We start from the raw sequence: 16,030 nt of genomic DNA, 5'->3' as shown, positions 1-16,030 counted from the left end.
GTTACACCGGGAACGTCAGCGATTTCGCGAGCCTGACCAGATCGACCTGGCGCCGGCAGCCCGTCTTTTCGAAGACGTGAATGAGGTGGCTCTTCACGGTGCTGACGGAAACGCCGAGCAAGGCCGAGATCGCGTCTCGCGTGTGTCCCTCGCAAATGAGCTCGAAGATGCGAATCTCGGCCGGCGTCAGGTCATAGAGCTGGTTGAGCGCATCGTGAGGCAATCGCGGCGGCCCGGAGGCTGACGTCACGAACACGGCGGCAGCGGCGCTCTGGATCAGACCGGATCGTGTGTGGCTGCGTCGCAGCGGCAGAACGTGGATGACGAGAGGCTCACCGCTTTGGCGAGGGATCGGGATGCCGATGCCTTTTTCCCCGAGCGTCGCCTCGTCCTTTGCCGCCTGCGCGACGGCTGATTGCAATGTGGCTGTGGTCGCCACGGATTGAACCGCGATCCGGCCATGCCTTGTCACGATCGGATCGCCGGCCGCGAGCATGGCCGCGGCTGCGGCGTTGGTGTGAACGATCTTCGAATCCTCGTCGGCCAGGACGACGCCCACCGTCAGGGCCTCCACCGTCGCCGCGAATGTGTTGGCTTCCACCGCCTTCATGTCGAACAGATTGCTGATCGTCACGGCGCGGCGGATGTGAGGCGCCAGAAGGCGCAATCCGTCGACCTGCGCATCGTCGATCCGGCCCGCCGACTCATGCTGGCTGAATATCGCATTTCCAACCATCGTCCTGTCGCGAACGAGGCCGACGGCAACGGCGTCGAACAAGCCCTTAGGCAGGGCCCATTCGCGATAGTAGCGGTTGCTGGAAATAACGTCCGGCCGGACGGCTTGGGATTGAACGATCGGCTCGCCGAGCGGGTATTGCCGAATGCGTTCGGCGCCGCCCCAGAGCTCGATGATGTCGGGGCCGTAGCCGACCCCGTTCTGGGCCATCTGGGCCAGGTCGGACCCGGAGAACGTTTGACGACGGCCTTCATGTTGGTGAGGCTGGCGACCGAGAGCGCGCCGGCGGCAAAGCCGAACTCGGCGCAGATCTGATCCAGAACTTCGGTCCAGCCTTCCGGCGCGATCACACAATCATAGACACTGCCGATGAGGTCCGAGAACTTCTCGACCCAAGCCTGCTGCATTCCAAACCACTCACTTGAAAATAAGGACGTCACGTGAACGCTAGTTTAGGAGTGGCTTCATCGCCTATGGTGTATTTCACAATCCTGAGGTGATCTTATCATCGTGATTCCGTGGCGCAAACGGGAACACCGAACACAAATGCTTATGACGCTCTCTTGGGCAGCTGCCATGATTTTCACAAATTCCGGAACGTCAACGCCTTGGCTGCATAAGCCCGACGCTCGGGTGCCTGATTAAAACTGCGGCAGATTCGACGTCGATTGCAAAATCTACCTTGTTGTCAGGTAGCTCGCAGCGATCCACCAAGCGAAAGGCAGAACTCCATGCACAACTCCATCCAGCGATCGCATTGGCGACGTGGTGACACCCTCGAGCGCGACGACGCATCGTCTGCGACCATCGCGACCAGCCCATCGTGCGCGACCATCGCAATCAACCCATCGTCCGGGACCACCGCAATCAACCTAAGGTCCGCGACCACCGCCACTAAGCGCACTGGCGACGGAGCCGAACTGAGGAGGTTCGGCTCCGCTTCGCGTGATGGATCGTCTGCGCGTGACGCCTATGTCCATTCGCGATTGTGAGGCTGGAGAACGAGCCACGCCCGCGCTCTCATGCTATTGCTGCCTCGCAACGACACGAGGACACCCATGCTCCCCCTTCCCGCCGATATCTTCACCGAGCCCGAGGACGTCTCGCCCGACGGGCTTGCCAATCTCGGCCCGCTCCGCCGTCTCGCCGGTGTCTGGCAGGCCGACAAGGGTATCGACATCAATCCGAAGGCCCAGGGGCCGGAGCGGCGGACCTTCATCGAGCGCATCCGGATGGACCCGATCGATCCGCAGGCCAACGGGCCGCAGCTGCTCTATGGGCTGCGCTATCACATCCACATCAACACGCCCGAGGAAGACATCACCTTCCACGACCAGGTCGGCTACTGGTTGTGGGAGCCCGCGACCGGGTTGATCATGCAGACGCTGGCGATCCCGCGCGGGCAGGTGCTGCTGGCGTCGGGCAAGGCCGGGCCGGGCGACAAGGAGATCTCCGTGACCGCCAAGCGCGGCGACACCGCTTACGGGATCTGCTCGACTGATTTTCTGGAACAAGCGTTCCGCACCGATGCTTACCGCTGCGACATCACCTTCAACGACGACGGCAGTTGGACCTATCTGATCCAGACCGAGTTGTTCGTGCGCGGCGCGCCGTTCAACCATCGCGACACCAACACGCTGAAACTCATCGCGCCGCCAAAGCTCAATCCCCTCGCTTTGATCGTGAACGATCGCGCCACTGGGAATGAGAAGGGCAATGAGCCGGCTGCCTGAGCGCGGCCCGGAGATACGCATGAAGCCTTACGTCATCTGCCTGATGCATTCGAGTCTGGACGGCCGCACCCATCCGAGCCGCTGGCGCCCGAAGGGGGCAGGAACGGACTGGTTCGAGAAGATCCACGACGAGCTCGGCGGCGACGCCTGGGTGATCGGCCGCATCACCGGCTCGGAGTTCGCCAAGGGCGAGCCCTATCCCACGACGGCGGACGCGAAATTTCCGCGCGAAAACTGGTTCGCGCGACGCGACGCGAAAACCTATGGCGTCGTGCTCGATGCGCAGGGCAAGATCGGCTGGGGCCGCTCCGATATCGGCGGCGATCCGATCGTCGTCGTGTTGACCGAGAGCGTCGCAGATTCGCATCTCGCGGGGCTCCGCGGCGAGGGCGTGTCCTATATCTTTGCCGGCAAGTCCGAGATCGACCTCGCGCTGACGCTGGACATCCTCAACCGCGAGCTCGGCGTGAAGCGCCTGCTGGTGGAGGGCGGCGGCGTCGCCAACGGCGCGTTCCTGCGTGCCGGCCTGATCGACGAGTTCAACCTGATCCTCAGTCCCGCGATCGACGGCGCCAAGGGCGCGCCATTCGTGTTCGATTCCACGGACTCCGACGGCGACCGGCGCGCACCACTGAGCGCGATGACGCTGGAGAGCACGCGGGATGTCGGTGGCGGCGTCCTGCTGCTGCGCTATCTGATCCAGAACGATCCGCAGGCCGTGGGCAAGTAACAGCACCGAGATGTCGGCAACATCCGAGCATATCGTCATTGTCGGTGCCGGCGCGGCCGGTCTGATGGCGGCGCGCGAGCTGGCGCGCGCGGGCAGGACCGTGACAATCCTGGAGGCGCGCGAGCGCTGCGGCGGCCGCATCCATCCGCTGCCTGCTTCGGAGTTCGGCTACCCCGCCGACGGCGGCGCCGAATTCGTCCACGGCGAGGCGCCGGTCACGCGCGCGTTGCTGCGTGAAGCCGGGCTGTCCCTTCAGGAGATCGAGGGCGAGCGATGGGGCTTTGACGGCGCTGACATCGTGCGCGAGGATCGCCACGATCCGCATCAGGCTGAGCTGCACGCCGTGGTTCGGGAATTGAACGACGACCTCACCGTCGCCGATTTCCTGCGCCGGCATTTTGCCGGGGATGAGCATGCGCGGCTGCGCCATTCGATCGAGCGAATGGTTGAGGGCTATGATGCGGCCGATCCCGAGTCCGCCTCCACGCTGGCGCTGCGCGAGGAATGGATGGCTGGCGGGCACTCTCCGCAGGCGCGCATCAAGGGCGGCTATGGTGGGATGATCGACTTCCTGGCAGCCGAGTGCCGCAAGCTTGGCGTGACGTTTCGCTTCGGCTGCGTGGTGTCGGCGATCGAGGAGGAGGGCGGCGCGATCGCCGTTCGCTGTGTCGGCGGCGACGTGCAGGGCTGCGATCGCGTGATCATCACCGTTCCGTTGCCGTTGTTGCGCGAGATCGGGCTGCCGAGCCGCGCGCGCGCGAAGGCGGCGGCGGCCGACGATATCGGCTTCGGTAACGTGATAAAAATCCTGCTGCGCTTCAGGCGGCCATGGTGGCGTGAGCGCAAGGAAGAGCTCGCGGACATGGCCTTCCTTTTGTCCGACCAGGCCATCCCGGTGTGGTGGACGCAATATCCGAACCGGCATCCCGTGCTGACCGGATGGTTCGGCGGCCCGCGCACGGCAGCGCTGTCGCGTCTCGACCCGCAAGCGCTGATCGATACCGGGCTCGATTCGCTTGCGATCGTCTTTGGCCTGTCGCGCGAGGACCTCGCACGCGAACTCGTCATCGCGGTCGCGACAAACTGGGCGCACGATCCCTACGCCCGCGGCGCTTATTCCTGGGCGACGCCGCGAACGCGCGAGGCGCAAACGATCCTTGCGCGCGCCGACGGTCCGGTGCTGTTCTCCGGCGAGGCGCTCTATCGCGGAGCCGACATGGGTACAGTCGAAGCGGCGCTGGCGAGCGGTCAACAGACGGCGGGCATAATCTTGCGGGAATAGGCTGACGAGCAAAGAAAGGCCCGCGTTTCGCGAGCCTTTCGTCTTGCTGCCTTTCGTCTTGCTGCCTTTCGTCTTACCAGCGGCTACCGCCGAAGCCGAACGTCACGCTGGGACCGCCGCCGCCGTAATACCCGTACGGTCCACCGCCGTAATAGCCGTGGTGCCGCGGATAATAGCCGTAGCTCCGGTAGTGCGGACGATGAAATCCATGATGGTGGTGAGGACGCCAGTGATGGCGATAGCCGTGATGGTGGTGCCTGTGCTGCGCGCTGATATCGGTTGACTGGGCGGCTGGCGCGTTCTGTTTCGCACTTGAATGATTGGCTGCGTTCGCCGCGGATCCGCCGACAAGCGCCGCAGCACCGACGGCCATCGCGACAAAGAGATACTTCATGTCATCACTCCGGTTGAATGTCGTGTGACAACACATGGTCATCCGGCACGTTCCGGCCAGTGCGGGCGTCGAAACGACGCAGTTACATTGGTCCGGTTCGCGCGGCTGCGTGCGTCTCGTGAGATCTATTGTCGCATCACCGGCGTGATCGCAACTCTGCCATCACTCTGCCGCGAATGACGCAATCACGTCATCGGTGGTGACGATGCGCGCGAATTCGTCGGTGAGCAATCTCGGCTTCGACACACAGCTGGTGCGCGGCCATCTGAATTCGACCCTGGCGTCTTCGAGGATGCGATCTGCATTCCCTGCCGCATGCCCTACATCACCAGCATGTTCATGCCGCGCAGCGCGGCCGACCGCTGCCGGTGCCCAGGAATTCCGTCAATCTCGCCTTCTTCGCGACGCTGGAAAGGCGTTCACGTAACGGATGGAGCTATTTGAACGGATCCTGGATCGACGGCGCCGACTGCCTGATGCGGCGCACGCTCACCGGCGTGCCGTCGGAGACGAACAGGAGTTCATACTTCCGGCCCTCGCTGTCGGTCGCGGAGCAGGTGACGTCGTTCACCTTCTTGGCGGCGAAATTGCCGGTCTGGCGGCAGAGGCCGGTGGAGGTCTGCTCGGCCGGCACCGGCAGCCCGTCGACCTTGGGGCGGTCCTTGGAGTTGAGCAGCATGCGGTCGATCGGCAGCTCGTAGGAATTGTCGTCGGCGCGCTTGCCGTTCTCGCCGGAGAACGACACGACGTGATTGTCATCAGCGGGATCGTCGACCGCGACCGTGAAATTGACCCGGCCCTTGTCACCATGAGCGTAGGCGACCGTCTTGCAGGGGAAGGTGCGGCCGGCAACCTTCAACGTCTTGCAGTGGCCGGACATCAGCGCCAGCAAGTCGATAAAGGCGGTCTGTTGCCCGGGCGGATTGTTGACGGGAATCGGCGCGGAAGACTCGGCAAAACAAGGGCTTGCCAAGAGGACCAAGGTGGGGACGAGGGCAGCAGCGAGGATGGGGCGGCAGAGGCGCATCGGAAGGCTCACATGCCAGGGAACGACCGAAAAGTCCCGTCGGATAACCAGCGAACCGTAAATTGGTTGCGATCCCGTTTGTTCTGCCGGACTCGTCTGAAATACCACCGCGCCACCCCAACGGCAATTCGCCCATATCGCCCAACCCATTCCCGGCCAGCACTTGCCGTCAGGCCAGTGTTTTTTTCGTGGCGGGGCTACCCCATAGCCGCCCGCCAGCGCGTATCGCGCAAGGATGGGCGGCGGTGCAGGCGGGCGTCGAGCAGGGCGCGGGCGCGCGGCAGGTCGCCGCTGCGCATGAGGGCAACGACAAAAGTGTCCTCGATCAACTCGCGCTGGGCGTGGCTGCCGCCGAGACGCACGACCTCGTCGAGGACCGGCGCGAGCATTTGCACGCATGCCGCGTAATCCTCGTCCGCAAAGGCTGCCAGCGCGCGGCAGACCGCCGGCACGACGGGGCCGGCCGGCAGCTTGCCATCGGCGAGCCGCTGCTCGATCGCGGTCAACCGCGCGACAAGCGCCTCGCGATTTTGCGTTGCGGCTGCGAACAGTGCCATGTGGATATCGGCGAAGGGCAGGCTCGATTTCGGAAACAGTCTTTGCGCGGTGGCATCGGCTTCGACCCAGAGCGCTCTCGGCACGGCGTGGCCGTAAGCCGACAGGCGCCAGAGCAGTGACGCACCGTCGGTGACGAGATTGAGCGGCGGCGCCTGTGTGGCCTCTGGCTGCAGCACATCGGCATAGATCGCGAGCGCCCGCGCGGCATCGCCATGCTCCAGCGCGCCGAGCGCCTGATGCCAGCGGATGTGGCCGTGCAAGATCCCGGCGCGGTCGTAACAGGGGATCCAGTCGTCGACGAGCCGGTCGGCCGCTTCGATCGAACCGTCCTCGAACATCGCATGCAGCACGGCGTGCACAGCATGGGCATTCTGCCGGCGCAGCTCGAAGCCGCGCTCGGTGACACCGCGGCCGCGACCGACATTGCCGTTCTCGGTCATCGCCCAGCCGTACATGGTGAGGAACCACCAATCCTCGCCATAGTCATGCGCGACGCGCTCGCACAGCTCCTGCCGCGCGCGGTCGTGATCGGCCATGCCGGAGAACGCGAACAGGCCGAAGGCGCCGAGCGGCAGCGACAGCACCAATGCATCGCGCGGCCACGCCTCGACGTGCTTCATCGTCGCCGCGATTGCCTCGGGCAGCCGGCCCTCAATTGAAAGCGCCAGCGTCTCGACATGCGAACGCTCGCGTTCCGTGCCGCGTGTCGCCACGAGCTCACGGGCGAGTGCCGCCTTCTGCCGTGCCAGATCGCCTTGCTGATAGAAGCCATGCAGGCGGGCGCGGGCGATATGGGCCAGCGCAAAATCCGGATCGGCCGCAATCGCGCACTCCAAGGTTTCCGCCGTGCCGGTCCAGCCCGCGAGCATGAGGTCGACGCCTTCGCGATAAGCGGACGCCGCCTTGGGCGAAGAGGTAGAGAGCGGCAGGCCGTAGCGATCTTCGAGGGCCATTCTTGTCTCCGGCTCAGGCCGTCCGCGCGCGACGTCCTTCAATCGGATAGGCCGGGTCGTTGTAGCCTGGCGTCGAGGGATGACCCGGCACGACCAGTCTGTCGATCAGCGCCTCGTCCTCGGCGGTGAAGCGATAGTCGAGCGCGCCGGTATAGCCGTCCCATTGCTCCTCGGTGCGCGGGCCGGCAACGATCGAGGAGACAAAGGCGGAGTTCAGCACCCAGGCGACCGCGAACTGGCCTGCGGTGATGCCATTTTTCTCGGCGTGGGCCTTGATCTCCTGCGCCAGCTGGAGCGATTCCGGCCGCCATTCGGTCTGCATCATGCGGGTGTCATTGCGGCCCGCGCGCGTCTCCTTGTCGGGAGCCGCGTCGGGCGTGTATTTGCCGGTCAGCACGCCGCGCGCCAGGGGGCTATAGGGCACGATGCCGAGGCCGTAATAGGAGCAGGCCGGGAAGTGCTCGACTTCGGGCATGCGATTCATGGCGTTGTAATAGGGTTGGCTCACCGCGGGCCGGTCGATGCCGAGCCGGTCGCAGATGTTGCAGATTTCGGCGACGCGCCAGGCGCGGTAGTTCGAGACGCCGAAATAGCGCACCTTGCCGGCGCGGATCAAATCGCCCATCGCGCGCACCGTCTCCTCCAGCGGCGTCGAATGGTCTTCCTTGTGCAGATAATAGATGTCGATGTGGTCGGTGCCGAGCCGCTTCAGGCTCTCATCCGCCGCTTGCAAGACCCAGCGTCGCGACAGGCCGACACGGTTGGGATCGTCGCCCATGGGATTGGCGAGTTTCGTGGCCAGCACCCAGGCGTGACGGTTGTTGCCGATGGCGCGTCCCACGACCTGTTCGGATGCGCCCTTGGAATAGGCGTCGGCGGTGTCGATGAAATTGACCCCGGCCTCGTGCGCCTTCGCGATGATCCGCTTTGAGGTGGCTTCATCGGTCGGCCCGCCGAACATCATGGTGCCCAAGCAGATCGGCGACACTTTCAGGCCGCTGCGGCCGAGTTGGCGGTATTGCATGGGCGCGTCCTTGCTGCTTCTTCTGGCGACAGCATAACCGTCTCACTCCGTCATTGCGAGCGCAGCGAAGCAATCCAGAGATGCGTCTGCGGCGGCAGTCTGGATTGCTTCGCTGCGCTCGCAATGACGCGGTTGGCGGAGATGCTTGCTACGCTCTCAGCTGTCATCGCCCGGCTTGACCGGGCGATCCAGTATTCCGAGAGGGCTGTAGTTCAATCGAGAAGCCGCGGCGTACTGGATTCCCCGCCTGCGCGGGGAATGACAGCGGTGGGTATCGCTCCTACCCCGGCCCCTTCAAGATCTTGAACACACCATTGGCCATCACCACGCAGCGGCCGTCCACCGTCACCTCGGTGCTCATGAAGATCAGGCTGCGGGTCGAGCGCACCACGCGCGGGCGGGAGATCAGGATGTCGCCGATCTGGCCGGCTTCGACGAAATGTGTGTCGAGCTGCACCGTCGCCATGAACTCCTTGCCCGAGACATAGCGGGCAGTCATGCCGCAGGTACGGTCCGCGAACGTCATCATCACGCCGCCCTGGACCATGCCGCGGCGATTGTGGTGCTTGTCCTCGGTCGCAAGTGCGAATTCGTACTGGCCGTCGACCTTGCGCTCCCACAATGGGCCGATCAGGTGCATGAAGCCCGTGGTCTCCAGGATGGTCCAGCCGTCTGCTTTCAGCCTCGCGGCGGTCTTGTTGGTCATGTCGTCCATTTCCTGAGCGGGTCGTGCGATCTCGTTTCATCGGGGCCGGACGTGGTGTAGTCAAGCATGATGAGACCGTTCGACGATGCCACACGGCGGAATATCGCGGCTGCCTGTGCGGCCTTCACGCGGCTGCCGGAGGATGAGGCGCCGGCGGCGTTGAAGCGTGCCGCTGTGGTGATTGCGCTGACCGCAGCCAGCGAGCGCGATGACACGGCGTTCCTGCTCACGCTGCGCGCATCGCATCTGCGCGCCCATCGCGGCCAATGGGCTCTTCCCGGCGGACGCTGCGATGCCGGCGAGACGCCGGTCCAGGCGGCACTGCGCGAGCTCGACGAGGAGCTTGGCCTGCGCCTCACCGGCGCGGAGGTGCTCGGCACGCTCGATGACTATCCGACCCGCTCCGGTTATCTGATCACGCCGGTCGTGGTCTGGGCCGCCGATAGTGCCGCGATCAAACCAAACCCGGACGAGGTCGCCTCCGTCCATCGCATCGCGCTTGCGACGGTCGAGCGCGCCGACGCCTTCGATTTCGTCGCGATCCCCGAGAGCACGCGCCGTGTGATCCGTTTCCATCATCAGTCGAGCTTGATTCACGCACCGACGGCGGCCCTGATCTACCAGTTCCGCGAAGTGCTGGCAGGACGGCACACCCGCGTCACCGAGCTGGAACAGCCGGTATTCGCCTGGAAATGATGCGAGGGGCGAAAACGAGGTAAACGGCGCGTTAACGTGACAGTTACCGGATGCCTGCTAAGAGGGCAGCATGCATCAATCGATTCGAAATGCCGTGAGACTGGTTCCACTCGCGCTCGTCCTGCTCGCGCCTGCCGTGCGCGGCGGCGAATCCGACGCGCTGCCGCCGGCCGTCCGCAATGCCAATGCCCAGCTGTTGTCGCAGTTCTTTGCGCAAGGCGGCGTGTCGCCCGCCGTGCTGGAATATCGCCGCAAGCTGCAGGAGTATCAGGCGGCGCGCGCGGCCTTTGACGAGGAAGCCGGCGCCTATTGGAGTCAGATCTCCGAGAAGCGGAAAGGCCGTAATGCCAAGCGGCGCAGCGGGCAGCAGGTCACGCTCGACGATTACGTGCTGGAGCATCCGCCGCTCTATAACGGGCCGAAACGGCCGGTGAATCCGGAGCCGGAGGAAACCCCGGACCGCCCGACGAAAAAGCCGATCCCGGTGGTCGCCGATCTGCTGCGCGCGGCGCAGGAGCTTTATCAGTTCACGCCACAGCGGCCGGCCAACGAAGTCGAATTCAAGCGCGTCTATGCACGCTACGCGCTGGCCTCGGGGCTGACGCGCGAGCAGGCGGTGCGGGTCTACGCGTTCGAGACCGGCGGCACCGGCAGTTACGACGTGCAGGCGGGAATCGAACATGGCGGCAAGCGCGCCATTTCGACCGCGATGGGCTACAACCAGCTGCTGACGACCAACAGCGTCGAGCTGCTGGCCGAGCAAGGCCATGAATTCATCCGCGCTCTCTCTGACAAGGTGGCGCGGACCTCAGGCCCGGCGCGTCAGTCGCTCGAGCACAAGCTCACTGTGCTCAAGAAAATGGTGGCGCACGCCAAGTCGGTGCCCGACACCTGGTCGGAGCACGAGAAGATCGGCAACACCGCGCAGGGCTGGGCCATGCATGCCATGGTGCTCGACATCGATATCGGGCCGATGCTGCAGACTCACAAGCTGCTCACCTCGGTGCTGTTCGCGCGTGCCAAGGGCTACAACCGCCCGCTCAGCGCGGCCGAGCTCGAGATGATGAACCTCACCGGCGACGGCACCGGCCTCGACATGGTGACAATGCCGCAGGTAATGCGCGAGCAGGTGCCGACTTCGAACTTCTTCCAGCGCGGCGGCTACGAGCGTAACCCGGTCGCGATCCGCCACAACACGGTGGCGAAGCTGCTGGCGGTGACGGATACGAGGATGGACAGCAACAGCAACAACGCCGGCGCGCGCGAGCTGGCGGGGGCGTTTTAGGCGGCGTCGTCCGGCGAAGGCCGGGACCCATTACCACAGGGCATAGTTTGGGAGGACGGTCGTTCGGTACTGCGGCCGTACGCAATCGAGGGATCACGCGGTATGGGTCGCGGCCTTCGCCGGGACGACAGCAGTGTGTGGCGTCGCCGCGACCTCGCCCTACTGATCCGACCCGAACTTGAACTTGCCGTCGCCTTCCAGATACGGGCCGCTGCGCATGTAGAGCTGGCCGTTGTGGCCGAGGAAGAACAGCGTGCCCTTCGGCACCTTCTTGGCGCCCTTCAGAAGTTCGCCGGCATTGCTGGTGCCCATCTTGTAGGAGAAGGTCTTGCCGTCCTTGTCATAGGCGTAGCCGGTGTCGGGCTTGAGCTCCCAAGGTGTTGCAGCGGTCTGCGCCAATGCGGGTGCAGCGAACGCGCCGAGCACGGCCGTCACCAAAAATATCCTTGTCGAAAATGCCATCACCCTATCCTCCCCATCGAGGCTCCCGGCTTGAACAAATCACGAACGGCGCTTCCAGGTCAATTTGCGAAAGCGCCGCAGCGCATCACGTCTTGCCGAGCAGTTTGTGATTTTCCCTTCGTCCCCGCGCGACTATGTTCCGCTTTCCGTCTAGAACGCAATTCGACAAAAACATTGGGTAGGGGATGATTCGAATGAACCTCGTCATTAAAGCTTGCTGGGCCGCCGGCCTGTTGCTGACGGTGCTCGCGCCGGCCGCCCGTGCCGATGATTACCAGCTCAGCCACAACCAGAGGATCTCGTGCAGCCGCGGCCTGGCCCCGGGCAAGCTGAACACCGCGACCTGCAAGTCATACACCTACCTCTTCAACACCAAGACCTCGGAATATTTCCGTTGTCAGGTCTCGCTGGCGCTGACCCGGGACAACAAGGAAGTCATCAACGTCCAGACCGACGGCGGCTGTACCAAGAAGCCGCGCATCTTCGACACCGACGGCCATTACGATTTCGACGCGACCGAGACCGAGCCGCCGAACACCAATTCGTTCTTCGGCCCCGGCGGCTACTCGGTGTGGGCCGCCGACGTCGGCGCGCAGAAGGTGCGCGGCTGCATCATCATCTCCTCCGGCCTCGGCTCCGACATCTCCAAATGCCTGGACATGACCTTCCAGTGAGGGGCTGACCAGACCTGGCTGCGCCACCTCGCCGCACCTGGCGAGTTCCCCAAAAATCGAACCAGCACAGCCATTTACTGCAGTCCTGTTTTGACTTTTGGATGGGTTGACCCGCCCCCCTCATCCGGCCAACTTCCGGCCGGTTTGGGGAGTAGAAAGATCATGAAACGAACGATTTTCGGCGTGGCCGCGGCTCTTGCTCTGGCGGCCTCGGCACCTTGCGCGCAGGCGCAATCCTTTATCAATGTGCTGACCGGTGGCACCTCCGGCGTCTACTATCCGCTCGGGGTCGCGATCGGGAAGATCTACGGCGACAAGATTCCTAACGTGAAGACGCAGGTGCAGGCCACCAAGGCGTCGGTCGAGAATCTGATCCTGCTCCAGCAGGGTCGCGGCGAGATCGCGTTCACGCTGGGTGACTCGCTGAAAGCGGCCTGGGATGGCGACGAGGAAGCAGGCTTCAAGTCCAAGCTCGACAAGCTGCGCACGATCGGCGCGATCTATCCGAACTACATCCAGATCGTCGCGACTGCCGAGAGCGGCATCAAGACGCTTGCGGATCTCAAGGGCAAGAGCCTGTCGGTCGGCGCGCCGAAATCGGGCACGGAGCTGAATTCGCGCGCCATCCTGGCGGCGGCCGGCATGAGCTACAAGGATCTTGGCAAGGTCGAGTATCTGCCGTTTGCCGAATCCGTCGACCTCATGAAGAACCGCCAGCTCGGCGCGACGCTGCAATCGGCCGGGCTCGGCGTGGCCTCGCTGAAGGATCTGTCGACCTCGAGCCCGATCGTGGTGGTGTCGGTGCCGAAGGAGACCGTCGACAAGATCGGCCTGCCCTTCATCGCGGCGACCATTCCCGCCAACACCTACACCGGGCAGGACAAGGACGTGCCGACTGCGGCGGTGGTCAACTACCTCGTCACCAGCTCGGCGGTGTCGGACGATCTCGCCTACCAGATGACAAAACTGGTCTACGAGTCGCTGCCCGAACTCGCCAACGCGCATGCGGCCGGCAAGGAGATCAAGCTCGAGACGGCCGCCAGCGGCAGCCCGGTTCCGCTGCACCCCGGCGCGATCCGCTATTACAAGGAAAAGGGGCTGATCAAGTAACGTCGGCCTCGTTATCGGACGTCATGGCCGGGCTTGTCCCGGCCATCCACGTTCTAAGGCCAGGCGAGAAAGATCGTGGATGCCCGGGACAAGCCCGGGCATGACGGCGCGGATGGACCGTGCCAATGCTATAAGCGCTCGACGATTGGGGATGGGTTGAAATGCTGGAGAAGGCAGAGGGCGCTCAAGAGCCCATCAAGGTCGAGTTCGACAATTTCGAGCACGGTTTTCCGGAAGGCTTTGGCCCGGGCTGGTGGGGCACGCTCGCCTACTGGATCGGCATCGCCTTCGCGATCTTCCAGCTTTATGTCGCGGCCTTCAATTATCTGCCGAGCCAGGTGGTGCGCGGCGTCCATGTCGGCTTCCTCATTCTCCTCACCTTCGGCCTGATCGGCAACTTCACCGCCAAAAGCGATTTCGGCCGCGCGATCGGCTGGCTGATCGGCGGCATGGGCTTTCTGTGCGGGCTCTATCAATGGATCTTCTATGCGGATCTGATCGCACGTGACGGCGATCCGACGCGCCTCGATCTGGTGGTCGGCACGCTGCTCGCCGTCCTGATCTTCGAGGGCACGCGGCGGCTGATGGGCGCAGCGCTCCCGCTGATGTGCGGCGCCTGTCTCGTCTACTGGTTCTTCGGCCAGTATCTGCCGTCACCGCTCAACCATCGCGGCTATGATTTCGACCAGATCGTCACGCATCTGTCGTTCGGCACCGAAGGTTTTTACGGCGTGCCGATCTACGTCTCGGCGACCTACATCTTCCTGTTCATCCTGTTCGGCTCGTTCCTGGAGCGCGCCGGCATGATCCAGCTCTTCACCGACGTTTCTCTTGGGTTATTCGGCAGGACCCGCGGCGGCCCGGCCAAGGTCGCGGTGTTCGCCTCGGGCATGATGGGCACGATCTCCGGCTCCGGCGTCGCCAACGTCGTCACCGTCGGCCAGTTCACGATTCCGCTGATGATCAGGTTCGGCTATCGCCGCGCGTTCGCGGCCGGCGTCGAGGCGACAGCGTCGATGGGTGGGCAGATCATGCCGCCGGTGATGGGCGCGGTTGCCTTCATCATGGCAGAGACGCTCGGCGTCCAATATTCTGAGATCGTGAAGGCGGCCGCGATTCCCGCGATGCTCTATTTCGCCTCCGCCTTCTGGATGGTGCATCTGGAGGCCGGCAAGCACGGGCTCACCGGCATGAAGCGCTCGGAGATTCCGAGCGCCTGGAAGGCCCTGGTGACGCGCTGGTATCTCGTGCTGCCGCTCGCGGCGCTGGTCTACATGCTGTTCGAAGGTTTTACGCCGCTCTATGCCGGCAGCATGGGCCTCGCGCTCACAGTGGCGCTGATCCTTGGCACCGCCATCACGACAGGCGCGTCTTCGATGGCGATCCGCTATGTCTTCTGGATCGGGCTCGCGCTCGTCGTCGCGGCGCTCTCGCGCGACGGCCTTCAGATCGTGCCGGTCGCAGGCGTCGTCGTCGCGCTGATCGTGATCACTGCGTTCGTGCGTGGCGGATTTTCCGCCCTGCGCGCCTGCCGCGATGCCTTGGCTGAAAGCGCCAAATCCGCGATCACCGTCGGCATGGCCTGCGCCATCGTCGGGGTCATCATCGGCATGATGTCGCAGACCGGCGTCGGCACCATCTTCGGCGGCTGGGTGATCGGTCTCGGCGAGAAGAGCCTGTTCCTGGCGCTGATCATGACCATGCTGCTGTCGATCCTGCTCGGCACCGGCATCCCGACCATCCCGACCTACATCATCACGGCAGCGCTCGCGGCGCCCGCGTTGGCCAAACTGGGTGTGCCCCTGATCGCAAGCCACATGTTCGCGTTCTATTACGGCATCATGGCGGACCTCTCGCCGCCGGTGGCGCTGGCCGCGCTTGCCGCAGCACCGATCGCGAAGGAGAATCCGGACAAGATCGGCTGGGAGGCGATGCGCATCGCGCTCGCCGGCTACGTCATCCCCTTCATCTTCGTCTATTCGCCGGCGCTGATGCTGCAGGGCGGCGATCCCATGGCGGCCAAGCTCGGCTTCTACGGCGCGGTGGCATTGGCGACTGTCAAGGCGCTGGTGGCGATCGCGCTGTTCGGCATGGTCGCGATCGGATTCCTGTTCACGCGCCTGACGTTCCTCGAACGTTTGGTCGCGCTCGGTGCCGCGCTGTGCCTGCTCGGCGACTTCCCGTTCAGCGACACCGCGGGCTTCCTGCTCGCCGCTGCGATCGTGCTGTGGCAGTGGCGGCGGCGTCCGCCGGCGCCGGTCGAGGCGGTGTGAGCCTCTGCCTCGTCACAGCCTCAGGCCTGAAGGCGCTGGCGCTGTCCGCGTTCACACTGGTGTGGACGCATTCGATCGCGAAGGTCGACTGGCAGGAAGACTGGCGCGTCACCCCCGCCGGGCTCGAACTGGTGCAGGCACGCGTGAAGGGCACCGGCCCCGGCATGGAGCCGCCGCCCGAGGCGCGCCTCGTTGACGGCTGGTTTCAATGGAGGCCCGCGCGCGCGCCGATGCCGGAGGTCGTGCTGGGCAATTCGGACGCGGCTGGCGAATGGCGGCTATGCCATGACGGCAAGTGCCGGACGTTGTCCGAGATTGTCGGTCATCCCATTGGTGCTAACGTCACAAAGATGATCGTCTGCAAAGAACAATAATAAGGGAGACACG

The 16,030-nt window shown here is 64.3% G+C and carries 16 protein-coding genes and 1 pseudogene; 10 read left to right on the top strand and 7 right to left on the bottom strand.

Annotated elements, in window-relative coordinates; genetic code table 11:
* Position 1: 1 nt before the first annotated feature.
* Positions 2-946 carry a helix-turn-helix transcriptional regulator gene (locus ACIPUD_RS31410; RefSeq protein ID WP_446482201.1) on the bottom strand — a complete coding sequence of 315 codons (945 nt, stop codon included), beginning with the start codon at positions 944-946 and terminating at the stop codon, positions 2-4.
* Between the two features lie 848 nt (positions 947-1,794).
* Between ACIPUD_RS31410 and ACIPUD_RS31405 the strand changes: the two genes are divergently transcribed.
* Genes ACIPUD_RS31405 through ACIPUD_RS31395 form a run of 3 tightly spaced genes read left to right on the top strand, consistent with a single transcriptional unit; the run spans position 1,795 to position 4,481 of the window.
* Positions 1,795-2,469, top strand: a complete 675-nt coding sequence (locus tag ACIPUD_RS31405) for an FABP family protein (protein WP_368506964.1) — start codon at positions 1,795-1,797, stop codon at positions 2,467-2,469.
* A 19-nt stretch (positions 2,470-2,488) separates the two neighbouring features.
* Positions 2,489-3,199 (top strand): RibD family protein, encoded by a 711-nt coding sequence (locus tag ACIPUD_RS31400; RefSeq protein WP_377788602.1) that lies wholly within the window; start codon positions 2,489-2,491, stop codon positions 3,197-3,199.
* Positions 3,200-3,209: 10 nt separating this feature from the next.
* Positions 3,210-4,481, top strand: coding sequence for a flavin monoamine oxidase family protein (locus ACIPUD_RS31395; RefSeq protein WP_085348314.1), 1,272 nt, complete (start codon positions 3,210-3,212; stop codon positions 4,479-4,481).
* A gap of 73 nt (positions 4,482-4,554) precedes the next feature.
* Here the strand turns inward: ACIPUD_RS31395 and ACIPUD_RS31390 are convergent, their stop codons facing one another.
* Positions 4,555-4,875, bottom strand: a complete 321-nt coding sequence (locus ACIPUD_RS31390) for a hypothetical protein (RefSeq protein ID WP_018453118.1) — start codon at positions 4,873-4,875, stop codon at positions 4,555-4,557.
* 270 nt (positions 4,876-5,145) lie between these two features.
* Here ACIPUD_RS31390 and ACIPUD_RS31385 point away from each other — a divergent pair.
* A pseudogene (locus tag ACIPUD_RS31385) lies at positions 5,146-5,273 on the top strand (oleate hydratase); the annotation flags it as partial.
* Positions 5,274-5,311: 38 nt separating this feature from the next.
* On the opposite strand, the gene ACIPUD_RS31380 reads toward ACIPUD_RS31385, so the two are convergent.
* The 4 genes from ACIPUD_RS31380 to ACIPUD_RS31365 form a co-directional block, all read right to left on the bottom strand.
* Entirely contained in the window at positions 5,312-5,902 is a 591-nt protein-coding gene (locus tag ACIPUD_RS31380) for a hypothetical protein (protein ID WP_204512526.1), read from the bottom strand.
* A 197-nt stretch (positions 5,903-6,099) separates the two neighbouring features.
* Entirely contained in the window at positions 6,100-7,413 is a 1,314-nt protein-coding gene (locus ACIPUD_RS31375; RefSeq protein ID WP_446482200.1) for a tetratricopeptide repeat protein, read from the bottom strand.
* Positions 7,414-7,426: 13 nt separating this feature from the next.
* Positions 7,427-8,437 (bottom strand): aldo/keto reductase, encoded by a 1,011-nt coding sequence (locus tag ACIPUD_RS31370; RefSeq protein WP_018453120.1) that lies wholly within the window; start codon positions 8,435-8,437, stop codon positions 7,427-7,429.
* Between the two features lie 280 nt (positions 8,438-8,717).
* The gene (locus ACIPUD_RS31365; protein ID WP_026232466.1) at positions 8,718-9,143 is read right to left on the bottom strand and encodes a PaaI family thioesterase; all 426 of its coding nucleotides are present in this window, start codon (positions 9,141-9,143) and stop codon (positions 8,718-8,720) included.
* 66 nt (positions 9,144-9,209) lie between these two features.
* Here ACIPUD_RS31365 and ACIPUD_RS31360 point away from each other — a divergent pair, with 66 nt between their 5' ends.
* Positions 9,210-9,839: an NUDIX hydrolase gene (locus ACIPUD_RS31360; protein ID WP_018453122.1), complete on the top strand. Its 630-nt coding sequence runs from the start codon at positions 9,210-9,212 to the stop codon at positions 9,837-9,839.
* Positions 9,840-9,909: 70 nt separating this feature from the next.
* A complete protein-coding gene (locus ACIPUD_RS31355) occupies positions 9,910-11,124 on the top strand; it encodes a hypothetical protein (RefSeq protein ID WP_018453123.1) in 1,215 nt (404 codons plus the stop codon).
* Positions 11,125-11,283: 159 nt separating this feature from the next.
* Here ACIPUD_RS31355 and ACIPUD_RS31350 read toward each other — a convergent pair whose 3' ends face one another.
* Positions 11,284-11,586, bottom strand: coding sequence for a hypothetical protein (locus ACIPUD_RS31350; protein WP_026232467.1), 303 nt, complete (start codon positions 11,584-11,586; stop codon positions 11,284-11,286).
* Positions 11,587-11,780: 194 nt separating this feature from the next.
* Between ACIPUD_RS31350 and ACIPUD_RS31345 the strand changes: the two genes are divergently transcribed.
* The 4 genes from ACIPUD_RS31345 to ACIPUD_RS31330 all read left to right on the top strand — a co-directional run bounded on the left by ACIPUD_RS31345 (position 11,781) and on the right by ACIPUD_RS31330 (position 16,017).
* Positions 11,781-12,260 (top strand): hypothetical protein, encoded by a 480-nt coding sequence (locus tag ACIPUD_RS31345; protein WP_018453125.1) that lies wholly within the window; start codon positions 11,781-11,783, stop codon positions 12,258-12,260.
* Positions 12,261-12,422: 162 nt separating this feature from the next.
* Complete coding sequence (locus tag ACIPUD_RS31340; protein ID WP_018453126.1) at positions 12,423-13,370, top strand: TAXI family TRAP transporter solute-binding subunit; 948 nt, start codon at positions 12,423-12,425, stop codon at positions 13,368-13,370.
* A gap of 161 nt (positions 13,371-13,531) precedes the next feature.
* On the top strand, positions 13,532-15,643 hold the full coding sequence (locus ACIPUD_RS31335) for a TRAP transporter permease (protein WP_018453127.1): 2,112 nt from the start codon (positions 13,532-13,534) through the stop codon (positions 15,641-15,643).
* The gene (locus ACIPUD_RS31330) at positions 15,640-16,017 is read left to right on the top strand and encodes a DUF1850 domain-containing protein (RefSeq protein ID WP_198293337.1); all 378 of its coding nucleotides are present in this window, start codon (positions 15,640-15,642) and stop codon (positions 16,015-16,017) included. The genes ACIPUD_RS31335 and ACIPUD_RS31330 overlap by 4 nt, the downstream gene beginning before the upstream one ends.
* Positions 16,018-16,030 lie beyond the last annotated feature (13 nt).

It is taken from the genome of Bradyrhizobium sp. CAR08 (assembly GCF_052871955.1).
Note: the sequence above shows the minus strand (reverse complement) of the source record. Positions and strands in the feature narration are given on the sequence as shown.

Excerpts from the sequence above, each read along its gene's own strand:
- ACIPUD_RS31395 (WP_085348314.1), top strand. The coding sequence starts at position 3,210 with ATGTCGGCAACATCCGAGCATATCGTCATTGTCGGTGCCGGCGCGGCC.
- ACIPUD_RS31360 (WP_018453122.1), top strand. The coding sequence starts at position 9,210 with ATGATGAGACCGTTCGACGATGCCACACGGCGGAATATCGCGGCTGCC.
- ACIPUD_RS31335 (WP_018453127.1), top strand. The coding sequence starts at position 13,532 with ATGCTGGAGAAGGCAGAGGGCGCTCAAGAGCCCATCAAGGTCGAGTTC.
- ACIPUD_RS31340 (WP_018453126.1), top strand. The coding sequence starts at position 12,423 with ATGAAACGAACGATTTTCGGCGTGGCCGCGGCTCTTGCTCTGGCGGCC.
- ACIPUD_RS31410 (WP_446482201.1), bottom strand. The coding sequence starts at position 946 with ATGGCCCAGAACGGGGTCGGCTACGGCCCCGACATCATCGAGCTCTGG.
- ACIPUD_RS31370 (WP_018453120.1), bottom strand. The coding sequence starts at position 8,437 with ATGCAATACCGCCAACTCGGCCGCAGCGGCCTGAAAGTGTCGCCGATC.
- ACIPUD_RS31405 (WP_368506964.1), top strand. The coding sequence starts at position 1,795 with ATGCTCCCCCTTCCCGCCGATATCTTCACCGAGCCCGAGGACGTCTCG.
- ACIPUD_RS31390 (WP_018453118.1), bottom strand. The coding sequence starts at position 4,875 with ATGAAGTATCTCTTTGTCGCGATGGCCGTCGGTGCTGCGGCGCTTGTC.
- ACIPUD_RS31365 (WP_026232466.1), bottom strand. The coding sequence starts at position 9,143 with ATGACCAACAAGACCGCCGCGAGGCTGAAAGCAGACGGCTGGACCATC.
- ACIPUD_RS31400 (WP_377788602.1), top strand. The coding sequence starts at position 2,489 with ATGAAGCCTTACGTCATCTGCCTGATGCATTCGAGTCTGGACGGCCGC.
- ACIPUD_RS31375 (WP_446482200.1), bottom strand. The coding sequence starts at position 7,413 with ATGGCCCTCGAAGATCGCTACGGCCTGCCGCTCTCTACCTCTTCGCCC.
- ACIPUD_RS31345 (WP_018453125.1), top strand. The coding sequence starts at position 11,781 with ATGAACCTCGTCATTAAAGCTTGCTGGGCCGCCGGCCTGTTGCTGACG.
- ACIPUD_RS31355 (WP_018453123.1), top strand. The coding sequence starts at position 9,910 with ATGCATCAATCGATTCGAAATGCCGTGAGACTGGTTCCACTCGCGCTC.
- ACIPUD_RS31350 (WP_026232467.1), bottom strand. The coding sequence starts at position 11,586 with ATGGCATTTTCGACAAGGATATTTTTGGTGACGGCCGTGCTCGGCGCG.
- ACIPUD_RS31380 (WP_204512526.1), bottom strand. The coding sequence starts at position 5,902 with ATGCGCCTCTGCCGCCCCATCCTCGCTGCTGCCCTCGTCCCCACCTTG.